Origin of the sequence: Sphingomonas hengshuiensis, from assembly GCF_000935025.1 — a bacterium.
Lineage (GTDB): Bacteria > Pseudomonadota > Alphaproteobacteria > Sphingomonadales > Sphingomonadaceae > Sphingomonas > Sphingomonas hengshuiensis.
The window spans coordinates 3,703,564-3,716,612 of the sequence record NZ_CP010836.1 but is presented as its reverse complement, the minus strand read 5'-3'; the positions used below and the strand labels follow the sequence as shown (position 1 = coordinate 3,716,612).

At 67.2% G+C, this 13,049-nt stretch carries 14 protein-coding genes; 8 read left to right on the top strand and 6 right to left on the bottom strand.

Annotation, left to right across the window (positions count from 1 at the left end; genetic code table 11):
* Positions 1 to 3 precede the first annotated feature (3 nt).
* Together TS85_RS24225 and TS85_RS16690 are read right to left on the bottom strand one after the other, a co-directional pair.
* Entirely contained in the window at positions 4 to 825 is an 822-nt protein-coding gene (locus TS85_RS24225; RefSeq protein ID WP_162184736.1) for a PilZ domain-containing protein, read from the bottom strand.
* 208 nt (positions 826 to 1,033) lie between these two features.
* The gene (locus TS85_RS16690; RefSeq protein WP_044333762.1) at positions 1,034 to 2,350 is read right to left on the bottom strand and encodes a NupC/NupG family nucleoside CNT transporter; all 1,317 of its coding nucleotides are present in this window, start codon (positions 2,348 to 2,350) and stop codon (positions 1,034 to 1,036) included.
* A gap of 98 nt (positions 2,351 to 2,448) precedes the next feature.
* Here TS85_RS16690 and TS85_RS16685 point away from each other — a divergent pair, with 98 nt between their 5' ends.
* The 6 genes from TS85_RS16685 (at position 2,449) to TS85_RS16660 (ending at position 6,308) form a co-directional block, all read left to right on the top strand.
* Entirely contained in the window at positions 2,449 to 3,129 is a 681-nt protein-coding gene (locus TS85_RS16685; protein ID WP_044333761.1) for a queuosine precursor transporter, read from the top strand.
* Between the two features lie 40 nt (positions 3,130 to 3,169).
* A complete protein-coding gene (gene argB / locus TS85_RS16680; RefSeq protein ID WP_044336472.1) occupies positions 3,170 to 4,069 on the top strand; it encodes an acetylglutamate kinase in 900 nt (299 codons plus the stop codon).
* Between the two features lie 95 nt (positions 4,070 to 4,164).
* Positions 4,165 to 4,467 carry a YggT family protein gene (locus tag TS85_RS16675; RefSeq protein WP_044336469.1) on the top strand — a complete coding sequence of 101 codons (303 nt, stop codon included), beginning with the start codon at positions 4,165 to 4,167 and terminating at the stop codon, positions 4,465 to 4,467.
* A gap of 5 nt (positions 4,468 to 4,472) precedes the next feature.
* The gene (locus TS85_RS16670) at positions 4,473 to 4,775 is read left to right on the top strand and encodes a DUF167 domain-containing protein (protein WP_044336467.1); all 303 of its coding nucleotides are present in this window, start codon (positions 4,473 to 4,475) and stop codon (positions 4,773 to 4,775) included.
* Positions 4,772 to 5,644: a bifunctional methylenetetrahydrofolate dehydrogenase/methenyltetrahydrofolate cyclohydrolase FolD gene (gene folD / locus TS85_RS16665; protein WP_044333760.1), complete on the top strand. Its 873-nt coding sequence runs from the start codon at positions 4,772 to 4,774 to the stop codon at positions 5,642 to 5,644. The genes TS85_RS16670 and folD overlap by 4 nt, the downstream gene beginning before the upstream one ends.
* Before the next feature lie 25 nt (positions 5,645 to 5,669).
* Positions 5,670 to 6,308: a MarC family protein gene (locus TS85_RS16660; protein WP_044333759.1), complete on the top strand. Its 639-nt coding sequence runs from the start codon at positions 5,670 to 5,672 to the stop codon at positions 6,306 to 6,308.
* Here TS85_RS16660 and TS85_RS16655 read toward each other — a convergent pair.
* Positions 6,268 to 8,079 carry an AcrB/AcrD/AcrF family protein gene (locus TS85_RS16655; protein WP_227698805.1) on the bottom strand — a complete coding sequence of 604 codons (1,812 nt, stop codon included), beginning with the start codon at positions 8,077 to 8,079 and terminating at the stop codon, positions 6,268 to 6,270. The genes TS85_RS16660 and TS85_RS16655 overlap by 41 nt on opposite strands.
* Before the next feature lie 157 nt (positions 8,080 to 8,236).
* Here TS85_RS16655 and TS85_RS16650 point away from each other — a divergent pair, with 157 nt between their 5' ends.
* On the top strand, positions 8,237 to 8,629 hold the full coding sequence (locus TS85_RS16650; RefSeq protein WP_173426283.1) for a GtrA family protein: 393 nt from the start codon (positions 8,237 to 8,239) through the stop codon (positions 8,627 to 8,629).
* Positions 8,630 to 8,644: 15 nt separating this feature from the next.
* The gene (locus TS85_RS16645; protein WP_044333758.1) at positions 8,645 to 9,376 is read left to right on the top strand and encodes a class I SAM-dependent methyltransferase; all 732 of its coding nucleotides are present in this window, start codon (positions 8,645 to 8,647) and stop codon (positions 9,374 to 9,376) included.
* Between the two features lie 61 nt (positions 9,377 to 9,437).
* On the opposite strand, the gene TS85_RS16640 is transcribed toward TS85_RS16645, so the two are convergent.
* The 3 genes from TS85_RS16640 to TS85_RS16630 are packed head-to-tail and all read right to left on the bottom strand — an operon-like array spanning position 9,438 to position 12,972.
* Positions 9,438 to 10,463 (bottom strand): glycosyltransferase family 2 protein, encoded by a 1,026-nt coding sequence (locus tag TS85_RS16640; protein WP_044333757.1) that lies wholly within the window; start codon positions 10,461 to 10,463, stop codon positions 9,438 to 9,440.
* Positions 10,464 to 10,520: 57 nt separating this feature from the next.
* Positions 10,521 to 12,608, bottom strand: a complete 2,088-nt coding sequence (locus tag TS85_RS16635; protein WP_044333756.1) for a RelA/SpoT family protein — start codon at positions 12,606 to 12,608, stop codon at positions 10,521 to 10,523.
* 49 nt (positions 12,609 to 12,657) lie between these two features.
* Positions 12,658 to 12,972: a CC_3452 family protein gene (locus TS85_RS16630; protein ID WP_044333754.1), complete on the bottom strand. Its 315-nt coding sequence runs from the start codon at positions 12,970 to 12,972 to the stop codon at positions 12,658 to 12,660.
* Positions 12,973 to 13,049 lie beyond the last annotated feature (77 nt).

Sequence of the window (13,049 nt, the reverse complement as noted above, 5' to 3'; positions counted from 1 at the left end):
GAGTCACGCCGGGACGCACATCGCAGTCTGACGCTCGAGCGCCCATTGCGCCAGCGTGTCGAACGGGATTGCGGCGTGAAAGGCGATCCCGGCGCGGCCGTTGCGCGTCCAGACCACGGCGCCGGTCCGCGGCGCCATCCCGCCGACGCCGATCGTCACGTCGTCGCCGGGGCGTAGCCGCTGCGCCTCGACCTTGGCCCCGCCCTGCGACACGTCGAGCAACTGCACCGCCTCGCGCGTCGATCCCACGACCAGGCTGGCGTCGCAGGGCAGGGTGACGCGGGGCATCCGCTGGACCCAGTGGCTGGCGACCTTGTGCGGGCCGTTGAGCACTTCGCCAACGTCGATCCGCGCATCGAACTGCACGCCGATCCGCCCCTCGTGCGTCCAGGCGACCCGCCCGGCGAGCATATGGCCCGATCGCATCTCGACGACGACGCGGGTCTCGACGGGAATCGCGGTCCCGACCTTCGCCATCATCCCGCCGGGTGACAGGTTGCGGATCAGGCACAGCCCCTGGATTCCGTCCCAATGGAGGATGGCGGACCGGAAGACGGTCAGCTTCGATCTTTGGTCCGCGCGGCGCTCGCTGGCGGTTTGCGGCGCCCGCGCCGGCACGGGCACCAGTTTCTGCGGCACCGCCCGCGGCGCCTGCACCTGCGCCAGCCGCGCACAGGCCGTCTGGAGCGTCGCCGACAGCGGGGTGCTCGCCCCCGGGATCGGGAACGCCGCGATCAGGCATTCGCGGAGCCACGCGATCGGGTCTTCGGGCTCGACGTCCGTCGCGCTCGGCTCCGGGTTCAAGGGGACTACAGTACGCGTCATGGTTACGCTCCCGCCTACGAACGCGAGGAGGCATGCAGTGCGGAAAGGCGTGCGGATTGCGCAGATCCCTCCCGCAGACGGCAAGCGCGACCCGCTCCCCATCTGATGGCCGCCGCCGTGGCGCCGACCGGCACGTCATCGTGCTCCGAACCCGAGCGAGTAGCGGCGCCCGGTAAATTAAGGGTAGGCAGATTGCGCTAACGCCGGGTTAGGGAAGCAGCAGCCCCGCCAGCGCCGCGCTCATCAGGTTGGCCAGGCTGCCCGCGATCAGGGCGCGGACGCCCAGCTTGGCGATCATCGCCCGCTGGTTGGGCGCCAGGCTGCCGGTCGCGGCCATCTGGATCGCAATCGAGCTGAAATTGGCGAAGCCGCACAGCGAGAAGGTGACGATGGCACGGGTTCGCGGCGCCAGGTCGGTCATGGTGCCCAGGTCGATGAACGCGACGAACTCGTTGAGCACCAGCTTGGTCCCGAACAGCCCGCCCGCCGCCGCCGCCTCGTGCCACGAGATGCCGAGCAGATACATGATCGGCGCGAAAATGGTGCCGATGATCTTCTGGAAGCTGAGGTCGGTCAGATAGGCCTGCGCCCAGCCATGCACGCCCGGCCCGAAATTGGCCGACAGCGCCACGAGCCAGTTACCGACGCCGCCCAGCAGCCCGTTGGCGAGCGCGACGAGCGCCACGAACGCCAATACCATCGCGCCGACGGCGACGGCGATCTTGACGCCGGTGGAGGCGCCCATCGCGGCGGCCATGATCAGGTTCGCGGCGCGTTCCTCCTCCAGATCATGCTCGGCGACGCGGATCAGCTCCTCCTCGGGATCGTCGCCCAGCGGCAGCGCGCCGTCGGTCGGGACCAGGTCGTCGGGCATGATGATCTTGGCCATCAGCAAGCCCCCCGGCGCCGCCATGAACGACGCGGCGAGCAGATAGGGCAGCGATGCCGGGCCGAGCAGGCTGGCATAGGCCGCAAGGATCGTCCCCGCGACGCCGGCCATGCCGACGCTCATCACCGCGAAGAGTTGCGGCGGGGTGAGCCGCGCCAGATAGGGGCGGATGACGAGCGGCGATTCGCTCTGCCCGACGAAGATGTTCGCCGCCGCGCACAGCGATTCGACCTTGGTCGTGCCGACAACCTTCTCGATCGCGCCGCCGATCCAGCGGATCACGAACTGCATGACCCCCAGATGATAGAGGATCGACACGAGCGCAGCGAAGAAGATGATCACCGGCAGCGCCGAGATGGCGAAGCTCTGCCCGCCCAGTTCGGGACGGGCGAGCGGCCCGAACAGGAAGCTGGTGCCCGCCGCGGCATAGCCCAAAAGCGCCGACACGCCGTTCGACATGGTGTGCAGCGCCGCCTGTCCCCAGCCGGTCCGCAGCACGAGGACCGCAATCCCGGCCTGCAGCGCAAAGGCGGCGCCGACGACCCGCAACCGGATGGCGCGCTTGTTCGACGAAAGCACGAAGGCGATGGCGAGAATCGCCAGCACGCCAAAGATGCCGATCGGAAAATGACTCAACAGCTCGCCCCCGCAAACGCGCAACGCAAAGCGTGAAGCATACACGCGCCGCCCGAAGGGGCTAGCGAAAACCCCTGCGATGTCGTTAGCATCGCTCGATGGACATTCACCGCTCCGCGATCTCGCGTTCGCTTTTCGCCCTGTCGGTCTTTTACGGGGGTATGGTCTGCATCGCCGGCGTGCTCGGCAACAAGCAGGTTTCGCTGGGTCCGGTGTCGGAGATCGGCAATTGGGTAGGTGTCGGGCCGCTTGCGGTCGAGGCGGGGATATTCGCGTTTCTCATGCTCGTCGCGGTATCCAGCGCCGTCGCCGAACTCCACGGCCAGGCCACCGCGAACACGCTGGTGCGCTTTGGTTTCGTGCCGTTGCTGATGGCGATGGCGCTGTCGTGGCTGGTCTGGGTCCTGCCGCCCTCGCCCAAGATGCAGCCCGAATATCGCGATTCGATCCAGTTGATCCTGGGGACGACCGGGCGCATCTGGGCGGCGGGGATCATCGCCTATGGCGTGTCGCAGACGCTCAACGTCACGATCTTCAGCGCGCTGAAGTCCGGCCAGGGCAAGCTGTTGTGGCTGCGCGCGGTGATCGCCGGGGTGCTCAGCCAGATCGTCGATACGCTGATTTTCGTCACGATCGCCTTCTCCGGCGATTTCCCGATCGGCCCGCTGCTGGTCGGGCAGATGCTGGCGAAGGTCGTGCTGTCGATCGTGCTGGTGCCGCCGCTGATCTATGTCTTCGTCGCGATCGGTCGCGCGCTGGACGGGCGGCGTTCGCTCTAGCAACATTGCGATAAGCGTGCGCCGCGCCTAGATGCCGCGCATGACCGACAATGCCCCCGCGCCGGCGATGCTCGCCAAGGCCGAAACGCTCATCGAGGCGCTGCCCTATCTCCAGCGCTATGCGGGGGCGACCTTCGTCGTCAAATATGGCGGGCACGCGATGGGCGATCCCGAGCTGCAACGCGATTTCGCCGAGGACGTGGTGCTGCTCAAGGCGATCGGGATCAACCCGATCGTCGTCCATGGCGGCGGGCCGCAGATCGGCGCGATGCTCAAGCGGCTGGGCGTCGAATCGCAGTTCGTCGGGGGCCTGCGCGTCACCGATGCGGAGACTGCGCGGATCGCCGAAATGGTGCTGGCGGGTTCGATCAACAAGGAAATCGTCGGCTGGATCGGCCAGGCGGGCGGGCGCGCCGTGGGGATTTCGGGCAAGGACGCCAACCTCGTCACCGCGCGCAAGATCGAGGGACGCGACCCGGACAAGCTCCAGGGGATCGAGCGGCACGTGGACCTGGGCTTTGTCGGCGAGCCGGTGGCGGTCGATCCCGCGCTGCTCAATTCGCTGGCGGCACAGGGCTTCATCCCCGTGGTTGCGCCGATCGCGCTGGGCGCCGATGGGCATACCTATAACATCAATGCCGATACCATGGCGGGCGCGATCGCCGCGGCATGCGGTGCCTCGCGCTTCTTCCTGCTGACCGACGTGGCGGGGGTGCTCGACAAGTCGGGCGAACTGATGACCGATCTCGATCCCGCAGGAATCGCGGCGCTGCGCGACGACGGGACGATTTCGGGGGGCATGATCCCCAAGGTCGAGACCTGCGTCGCCGCAGTCGAGGCCGGAGTCGACGCCGCGGTGATCCTCGACGGGCGCATCCCGCACGCGATGCTGCTGGAAATCTTCACCCGGCGCGGCGCGGGCACGCTGGTCCACGCCTGAGGCGCCGCTTGGGCTTTTCGCCCGGCGGGCTTATCTAGCATCGGATGCGCCGTTCGCCGGCGCACCGGATTTTTTCGGAGAGACCCTTGGCCATCCTGATCATGCTGCTCCAGATCGTCAGCTTCCTGCTCACGATCTTTACCTTCGTCATCGTGATCCAGGCGATCATGTCGTGGCTGCTCGCGTTCAACGTGATCAATTTGTACAATGATTTCGTGCGTGGCGTGTGGAACGGGCTGCGCGTCGTGACCGAGCCGGTCTATCGCCCGATCCGCCGCATCCTCCCCGATTTCGGCGCGCTCGACATCTCGCCGCTGATCGTGCTGCTGATCCTGTATATCCTCAACAACATCGTCATTCCGACGCTGATCATACAGATCGTCAGCGCGGGTTATTGATCGCGATGCCCGCGTGGCGCGAAGCGGCGGGCGGGATCGAGATTGCGGTGCGGGTGACGCCGCGCGCGTCGAAGGACGTGCTGGCGGCGGGCACCGCGGACCATTTCGCCGCCCGGCTCGCCGCCCCGCCGGTGGAGGGTGCGGCCAATGCCGCGCTGGTGCCGCTGGTGGCCAAGACATTCCGCGTGGCGAAGCGCGACGTGACGCTGATCGCGGGCGAGACCGCCCGGCTCAAGCGGCTTCGTATCGCAGGCGATACGGCAATGCTGGCGGGAATCGCCGCCAGCCTCTATGGGGCGACCCCATGAGCGCAGAATTGATCGACGGTAAGGCATTCGCAGCCGGGCTTCGCGCCCGCATCGCGGAACAGGTCCCCGCTTTCCGGGCAGCGGCGGGGCGTGCCCCCGGGCTGGCGGTGGTGCTGGTGGGCGAGGACCCGGCGTCCGCCGTCTATGTCCGCAGCAAGGGGCGGATGACGCGCGAGGCGGGTATGGAGAGCTTCGAGCATAAGCTTCCCGCCGACACGCCCCAGGACGATCTGGTCGCGCTGGTCGACCGGCTGAATGCTGATCCCGCGGTCGACGGCATCCTCGTCCAGTTGCCGCTGCCCCGCCATATCGACGAACAGGCGGTGCTGACCCGGATCAGCCCAGACAAGGATGTCGACGGCTTTCACCCGGTCAATGCCGGGCGGCTGGTGACGGGGCTGGAGGGCTTCGTGCCCTGTACGCCGCTGGGCTGCCTGATGCTGCTGGAGGACCGGCTGGGCGATTTGTCGGGGCTCGACGCGGTGGTGATCGGGCGGTCGAACATCGTCGGCAAGCCGATGGCGGCGCTGCTGACGGCGAAGAGCTGCACCGTTACGCTCGTCCATTCGCGCACGCGCAATTTGCCGCATTATCTGGCGCATGCCGATATCGTCGTCGCGGCGGTCGGGCGTCCGCATTTCGTGCAGGGCGACTGGCTGAAGCCGGGTGCGACGGTGATCGACGTGGGGATCAACCGCACCGATGCCGGGCTGGTCGGCGATGTCGATTTCGACAGCGCGGCGAGCGTCGCGGGGTCGATCACGCCGGTGCCGGGCGGAGTCGGGCCGATGACGATCGCGGTGCTGCTGCGCAACACGCTGGTCGCCGCGCATCGCAATGCCGGCGTGCCGCTGGCGGCGGACATCTGAGGACAATTAGGGGAGGGGCGCGGGCATGATCGAGCTGTTCATATCGGCGTTCGTCACCTTCTTCGTGGTGATCGATCCGCCCGGCTGCGCGCCGATCTTTGCGGGGCTCACCACGGGGACGAGCGCGGTGCATCGCCGGGCGATGGCGGTGCGCGCGGTGGTCGTCGCGGCGATCATCCTGTTCGGCTTCGCACTGTTCGGCGAGGCGCTGCTGCGTGCGCTGGGGATCAGCCTGAACGCCTTCAAGATCGCGGGCGGGATCATGCTGTTCCTGATCGCGCTGGAAATGGTGTTCGAGAAGCGCACCGAGCGGCGCGAGGAACGCGCCGAGAAGGTCCGGGCGGCGGAGCCTGCCGATATTTCCATCTTCCCGATGGCGATGCCGATGATCGCCGGGCCGGGATCGATCGCGTCCGCGATGCTGCTGATGTCGCAGAACAACGGGATCGAGCGGGCCTCGGTGGTGCTCGCGGCGATGGCGGCGATCCTGTTGCTGACGCTCGTCGCGCTGCTTGCCGCCGGGCCGATCATGCGCGTCGTCGGCGCGAAGATCGAGGCGGTCGTTTCGCGGCTGCTCGGCGTGCTGCTGGGCGCGCTGGCCGTGCAGTTCGTGATCGACGGGATCAGGGCCGCGCTGGTCGCGGGGCGGGCGGTTTCGGGCTGACCGGCGCGCGGTCGCTCCGCGGATCATTTGGCAGGTCGTAGCGGATGCGCCACAGCCTGAGCGGCGAATTGGCGGGGAGCGGCATCGGCTCCAGCCAGCGCGGCACCTGTCCGCGATAGAGCTGGCCGAAGAACCCCTGCGGCGCGCGGGCGCGGTACACGGTGGTTTCCGACATGTCGGGGCAGGTCAGCAGATAGGTCGCCTTGTGCCGCGCCGCGATCGCGCGGAAGCCGCTGGCCGGGCCGGTAAAGGCATGGTGGACGTCGAGGATCGCCGCGCCGTTGCGGTGATAGGGGCCCGCGACGCCATTGTGATGCGTCAGCACGATCAGGCGCGGGCCCAGGTCGACATGGGTGAACATCGTCGCGGGCGCGAAGGCGTTGAGCGGGCGGAGCGACGACATGCGCGCGCAGGCCGAATTGGCCTTTGCCACCTTGTCGGGGGTGCCGCCGCCCTTGCCGCCCTTTGCGACGGGCAGATAGGGGAGGGCGAGCCCGGCGAAGAGCCCCGAGACGAGCAGGAACGCCGCCGCCGAGCCCAGCACGCGGACCAGCATCCATTTGCGCCCGAGGAACCATGGCACGACGACCCATACCAGCGCGACGGCGCCCGGTACGCTCAGCATCTGCGCGGCGGGTCCGGCCCGGATCTGCCAGAGCAGCATCGCGGCGGCGAAGGCGGTGAACAAGGCGATCGTTGCCCACACAACGGCACTCGCGCTGCCCCGCGCGCGCCACGTCGCCACCAAAGCGCCAAGGATGCCGATGACCGGCAGCACCGCGATTGGAAAAGCGGTTTTGAGTGGTTGGCGATATATCGGACGCGCCTCGCGGACATTGTTCAGCCAGGTCTGCGCGAGCTCGTCGGAGACTTGTTCGGGGCGCCCCAGGCATTGCGGGAAGAGCAGCACGAACCCCGCGACGATCACAGCGCCCGCCGCTCCCGCCAGCGCCAGCCGCACCCAGCGCGAACGCAGCGGCGCCAGCGACAGCGCGAACAGCAGCGCCCCCGCCACCACCATCACGCTCAGCCACACCGGCGTCAGCGCGTCGCAGCGCAGCACCTGGTTCGCGTTCGACGCGAAGATCGCGAAGCCCAGCGCCGATCCGCCCGCGAGCGTCAGCCCATAGGCGCGCAGCCGCGCGGCATCGCCCGCATCCCATACCCAGCGCAGTGCGAGGATCGCTCCCGCCATCGCGCAATAGGGCAGCATCTCCAGCCCGATCGTCAGCGACAGCGCGCTGGCGATGCCCACCACCGCGCCGCCGCGCGCCCGCGCCGGATCGGCCATCCCCGCGACGGTCATCGCGAGGCAGGCGAGCTGCCAGCCATGATGGTCGATCCGCATCGGCGCGTACATCATCAGCGTCGAGGCGCAGCCGAGCAGCACGATGATCGCCAGCGGCCAGCTGAACGGCGCGACCAGCCGCCTTACGGTGAGCGACAGCCCGCTCATCGTGATCGCGAGCGGCAGCAGCGGCGCGATCCCGCATGCCCATTTCTCCGCCGCCGCGGTCCCGATAAACGGCTTGAGCAGCAGGATCAGCCCGGCGATCGGCAAGTCGACAAAGCGCGACCAGTGGATGTCGAACCCGCCCAGCGCGGGATCGAGCCGATATTGGCGCAGATCATACCAGCCCTGTCCGGCGAGCAGCGCACGGACCTGCATCAGCCGCATATTGTCGTCGGTGTCGCTGAGCACCAGCCAATGGATGTTGCCCTGCCGCTGGACCAGGAACCACGCGACGACGCACGCCCAGGCCACGAGCATCCAGGCCAGCCAATGCCGGTCGAGTTCCTTGTCGAGGCGGAAACCGCCGATCGGCTTTAGCTGCAAAATGGCTTTCCTCGCTCTGCCGGGGGCATTAGGGCGGCAAGAGGCGCAAGGGCAAGCATCAGTGACAGCAATTCTTCGGCGAGTGGACGCGATGCGGGCAAGCGGGCTGCTCGGCCAGTTGATCCGTTTCGGGATCGCGGGCGGGCTTTCCACAATCGTGTACGCCGCCGCCTATTGGCCGCTGGCGACCTTTGTCATCCACCCGGTCGCCGCGTCGCTGGTCGGCTTTGTGTGCGCCGTGATCTTTGGCTATTTCATGCACAGCGCGTGGAGCTTCAAGGGGCATGGCGCGGATACCCGCAGCCTCAAGACCCAGTCGAAATTCTTCGCGGTCCAGTCGCTCAGCATGGTGCTGAATGCGGGATTCACCTGGCTGCTGACCGGCCCGCTGGTGCATGGTCCGACCTGGTGGCCGCTCGTTCCCGCGGTTTGCGTGACGCCGCTTGCCACCTTCTGGCTCAACCGCCGATTGGTATTTAGCTGAAATGGCCGAAATCTGATGGATCGCGTAGTTTACGACCGCATGGCCGCGCATGACACCACGCATTGGTGGTACCGCGCGCGCCGCGAAATCCTGTCCGATTATCTGGAGCGCTGGGGCGGGTTGCCGCAGGGCGCGCGCATCCTCGAGATCGGCTGCGGCACCGGGCATAATCTGCCGATGCTCGCGCAGTTCGGCGAGGTCGACGCGATCGAGATCGACGAGACCGCGCGCACCTTTGCCAGCGAGCGGCTGGGCAAGCCGGTGGGATCGTCGCCGCTGCCCGAACTGACGGGGGTCGAGCCGGGGAGCTATGATCTGGTCGCGGTGCTCGACGTGGTCGAGCATGTCGAGGACGATGTCGCGGCGCTGAAGGCGATGGCGACCGCGCTCAAGCCCGGCGGCAAGATCCTGATCACCGTGCCTGCGCACCAATGGATGTGGAGCGCGCATGACGTGGTGAACCACCATAAGCGCCGCTATTCGAAGGCGACGTTGGTCGCGGCGCTCGACAAGGCGGGGCTGGCGCATCGCAAGCTGGGCTGGTTCAATTCGCTGCTGTTCCCCGCCGCGGTCGCCGCGCGGATCGCGGGCAAGCTGACCGGCAAGGACGACAGCGACGATTCGCCGCCGCCGCGCGCGCTGAATGCGGTGTTCGAGAAGATATTCGGGCTGGAGCGGCATCTGGTCGGGCGGGTGCCGTTGCCGCCGGGGCTGTCGCTGATCGTGCTGGCGTCGCCGAAGGGCTGAGGTCACCCTCACCCTTCCGGCGCTTCGCGCCTCCCTCCCTCTCCCAACGGGAGAGAGATAGTTACTCCGCCGCGTCGCTCCGCACGGCCTGGGGCGAGACGCTCACCGCGCCCGAATCCTCGAAGCGATAGCCGAGTGAGGCGTGGCCGCGTACTGGCCCCGCGACATCGGCGACCAGATAGAGCGGGCGCCGCTTCGATTCGACATAGAGGCGGCCGAGATATTCGCCGATCATCCCCAGCACGAACATCTGCACCGCGCCGAGCACGACGACGACGAGCATCAGCGAGGTCCAGCCCTGAATCGCCTGCCCCAGCAGCCAGGCGACAACGATGTACAGCACCAGCAGCACCGACGCGGCGGTGAGCAGCAGCCCGACATGGCTGGCGAAGCGCAGCGGCGCAGTGGAGAAGCCGGTGATCGCGTCGAGCGCGAAGCGGATCATCTTGGCGAGCGGATATTTGCTCTCGCCCGCATGGCGCTCGTGCCGGTCATAGACGAAGGGCACCTGGCGGAAGCCGATCCACGCGACCATGCCGCGGATGAAGCGCGCCTGTTCGGGCAGCGACAGGAACGCATCGAGCGCGCGGCGGCTCATCAGCCGGAAATCGCCGGTGTCGAGCGGGATCGGCGTGTCGGTGATCCGGTCGAGCGCGCGGTAGAAGATCGCGGCGGTCAGCTTCTTGAAGATGCTCTCGCCTTCGCGCTTGCGGCGGACGGCATAGACCACGTCGGCGCCCTGCGCCGCCATCGCCGCGCGCATGTCGGCCAGCAATTCGGGGGGGTCCTGCAAGTCGGCGTCGATGATCAGGATCTGCTGCCCCGCGCACAGATCGAGCCCGGCGGTCAGCGCAAGCTGATGGCCGTGGTTGCGCGAGAGGTTGATCGCGACGAGGTGCGGGTCGCCGGCACTCAGCCGCTGCATCACCGGCCAGCTCGCGTCCTTCGACCCGTCGTTGATCAGGACGATTTCGAAACTGTCCCCCACCGCCGCGCGCGCCGCCGCGGAAACGCGGGCATGCAGCGTTTCGAGGCAGGCCTCTTCATTGTAGCAGGGGATGACGACGGAAAGCGCAAGGCGGTTCATGGGGCGCGTGTCTAGCGCGCCGCCGCGGCGGCGTCACATGGAAAAGCGGCTACGCGCTCAGGCCCGCTCGGCCGAACTGACCATGTCGGCGGCGCGCAACGCGGCGAGCAGCTTCATCAGATGCGCGGCGTTGCGGACTTCGAGGTCGATCGTGTTGGTGTGGAAGGTGGTATCGCGATTGTCGAGCCGGATGCCCAGGATGTTCGCCTTGTGCTGGCCGATCAGCGTGGCGATCGCGCCCAGCGCGCCGGGTTCGTTCTTGAGCGTCACCGCGATCCGCGCGACCCCGCCCTCGGCCTTGTTCCCCCAGGTCAGGTCTACCCAGTCGTCCTCGTCGGTGTCGGCGAGGGTGGCGCAGTCGATTGCATGGACTTCGATCGGTTCACCCTGACGGCGCAGCCCGACGATGCGGTCGCCGGGAACCGGGCGGCAATCCTCGGACAGCACGAAGGCGACGCCGGGAGTCAGCCCCTTGATGTCGATCGCCTGGATCTGAGTGGGCATCTCATGATCGGTGCCCAGTGCCGAACCCGGCATGATCGCCTCCATCACCTGGCCGTCGGTGAGCTGGCGCCGGGCGATCGCCTCCATCAGCGCATCCTCGTCCGACAGTTTGAGCCGCCGCAGCGCGTCGCGCAGCGCCTCGGCCCCGGCGGGGGTGGGCAGCCGCTGGAGGATATTTTCGTACAGCTTGCGCCCGAGGCTCAGCGTCTCGTCGCGCTCCTTGTGGCGGATGTGGCGGCGGATCGACGCGCGCGCCTTGCCGGTGATCGCGAAGTTGAGCCAGTTCGCCTGCGGCTCCTGCGCCTTGGAGCGCAGGATCGAGACCTGGTCGCCTTGCGCGATTTCGGTGCGCAGCGGCACGACGCGGCCATTGATCTTGGCGCCCACTGCCTGATCGCCCAGATTGGAATGCACCGCATAGGCGAAATCGACCGGCGTCGCGCCCTTCGGCAACTGGATCAGCTCGCCCTTCGGCGTGAAGGCGAAGATCCGATCCTGGTACATCGCCATGCGGGTATGTTCGAGCAGCTCCTCGGGGCTTTCGGCATGTTCGAGGATTTCGATCAGGTCGCGAATCCAGCTGACCTGGGTATCGGGGCGCACCGCGTCCTGTTTATACGCCCAATGCGCCGCCAGCCCATATTCGGCCTGGGCATGCATGTCGCCGGTGCGGATCTGGATTTCGATCCGCATATTCTCGGCATGGATCACGCTGGTGTGGAGCGAGCGATAGCCGTTGCGCTTCGGGGTCGAGATATAATCCTTGAACCGCCCCGGCACCATCGGCCAGCGGCGGTGGATCGAACCCAGCGCGCGGTAGCATTCCTCCTCGGTCTTGACGATCGCGCGAAACGCCATGATGTCGCTGAGCTGTTCGAGGCTGACATGCCGCTCGGACATCTTCTTCCAGATCGAATAGGGATGCTTTTCGCGCCCCGAAACCTCCGCATCGATCCCGCCGCGCGCGAGCAGCAGCTTCAGCCCCGAGGCGATCTTGGCGATGCGGTCCTCGCCCTCGATCTTGAGGTTGTCGAGCCGGCGGGTGATCGATTCATACGCCTCGGGCTCGAGCTCCTTGAAGGCGAGGCTCTGCATCTCCTTCATGAACTCGTACATGCCGATCCGCTCGGCGAGCGGGGCGTAGATGTCCATCGTCTCGCGCGCGATGCGCTTGCGCTTGTCCGGATTCTTGATGTGATGGAGCGTGCGCATATTGTGCAGCCGGTCGGCCAGCTTGACCAGCAGCACGCGGATGTCGTCGGACATCGCCAGCAGGAATTTGCGCAGATTCTCGGCGGCGCGCTCGCTCTCGGTCTGCGCCTCGATCTTCGAAAGCTTGGTGACGCCGTCCACCATCCGCGCGACATTGTCGCCGAACAGCCGCTGGATGTCCTCCGGCGTGGCGACGGTATCCTCGATCGTGTCGTGGAGGATCGCAGTCGCGATCGTCTCCGCATCGAGATGCAGGTCGGTCAGGATGCCGGCCACTTCGATCGGGTGGCTGAAATAGGGGTCGCCCGATGCGCGCTTCTGCGAGCCATGGGCGTTCACCGAGAACACGTAAGCGCGGTTGAGCAACGCTTCATCGGCATCGGGGTCGTAGGAGAGGACCCGGTCTACAAGTTCATATTGACGCAGCACGGTCCCTAAATGGGGCCCCGTGCCGCGCATATGCAACGATTTAGTGGGATCAGCGGGCCTTGGCGTTGCACTTTGCCAGCGCATCGGCATCGAAATCCGCCCCATTGGCGCGGAATGCGGTCAGCGTGCCGACTTCGCGGGCGACCAGTTCGCACATGATCGGGTCGCGGGCATTGGCCTTCGACGCGACGCACACGCCGTCGCCGCACTTCCACACGGTCGAGCGCGTGACGAGGCTGTTCTTGGCGGGCGCCGAGGCGGGGGTTGCGGCATAATAGCCGCGGGCGGTCTGGGCGATGCCGGTGGCGGGCGCGAGCGCCAGCATTGCCGCGGCCAGTGCGGCCGCGCCTTGGAAGCGGGTCATGTCGTCCTCCTGAAAGCGTTTCTCGTGCAATCAAGTTGCGAAACGCTACCTAATTGACATCAGGGTAAGTTGCAAGC

Bases quoted from the DNA above. Each gene is read 5' to 3' on its own strand.
- TS85_RS16670 (WP_044336467.1), top strand. From the start codon at position 4,473: ATGCCCGCGTGGCGCGAAGCGGCGGGCGGGATCGAGATTGCGGTGCGG.
- TS85_RS16650 (WP_173426283.1), top strand. From the start codon at position 8,237: ATGCGGGCAAGCGGGCTGCTCGGCCAGTTGATCCGTTTCGGGATCGCG.
- argB (WP_044336472.1), top strand. From the start codon at position 3,170: ATGACCGACAATGCCCCCGCGCCGGCGATGCTCGCCAAGGCCGAAACG.
- TS85_RS16660 (WP_044333759.1), top strand. From the start codon at position 5,670: ATGATCGAGCTGTTCATATCGGCGTTCGTCACCTTCTTCGTGGTGATC.
- TS85_RS16640 (WP_044333757.1), bottom strand. From the start codon at position 10,463: ATGAACCGCCTTGCGCTTTCCGTCGTCATCCCCTGCTACAATGAAGAG.
- TS85_RS16645 (WP_044333758.1), top strand. From the start codon at position 8,645: ATGGATCGCGTAGTTTACGACCGCATGGCCGCGCATGACACCACGCAT.
- TS85_RS24225 (WP_162184736.1), bottom strand. From the start codon at position 825: ATGACGCGTACTGTAGTCCCCTTGAACCCGGAGCCGAGCGCGACGGAC.
- TS85_RS16655 (WP_227698805.1), bottom strand. From the start codon at position 8,079: ATGCTCGTGGCCTGGGCGTGCGTCGTCGCGTGGTTCCTGGTCCAGCGG.
- TS85_RS16685 (WP_044333761.1), top strand. From the start codon at position 2,449: ATGGACATTCACCGCTCCGCGATCTCGCGTTCGCTTTTCGCCCTGTCG.
- TS85_RS16630 (WP_044333754.1), bottom strand. From the start codon at position 12,972: ATGACCCGCTTCCAAGGCGCGGCCGCACTGGCCGCGGCAATGCTGGCG.
- folD (WP_044333760.1), top strand. From the start codon at position 4,772: ATGAGCGCAGAATTGATCGACGGTAAGGCATTCGCAGCCGGGCTTCGC.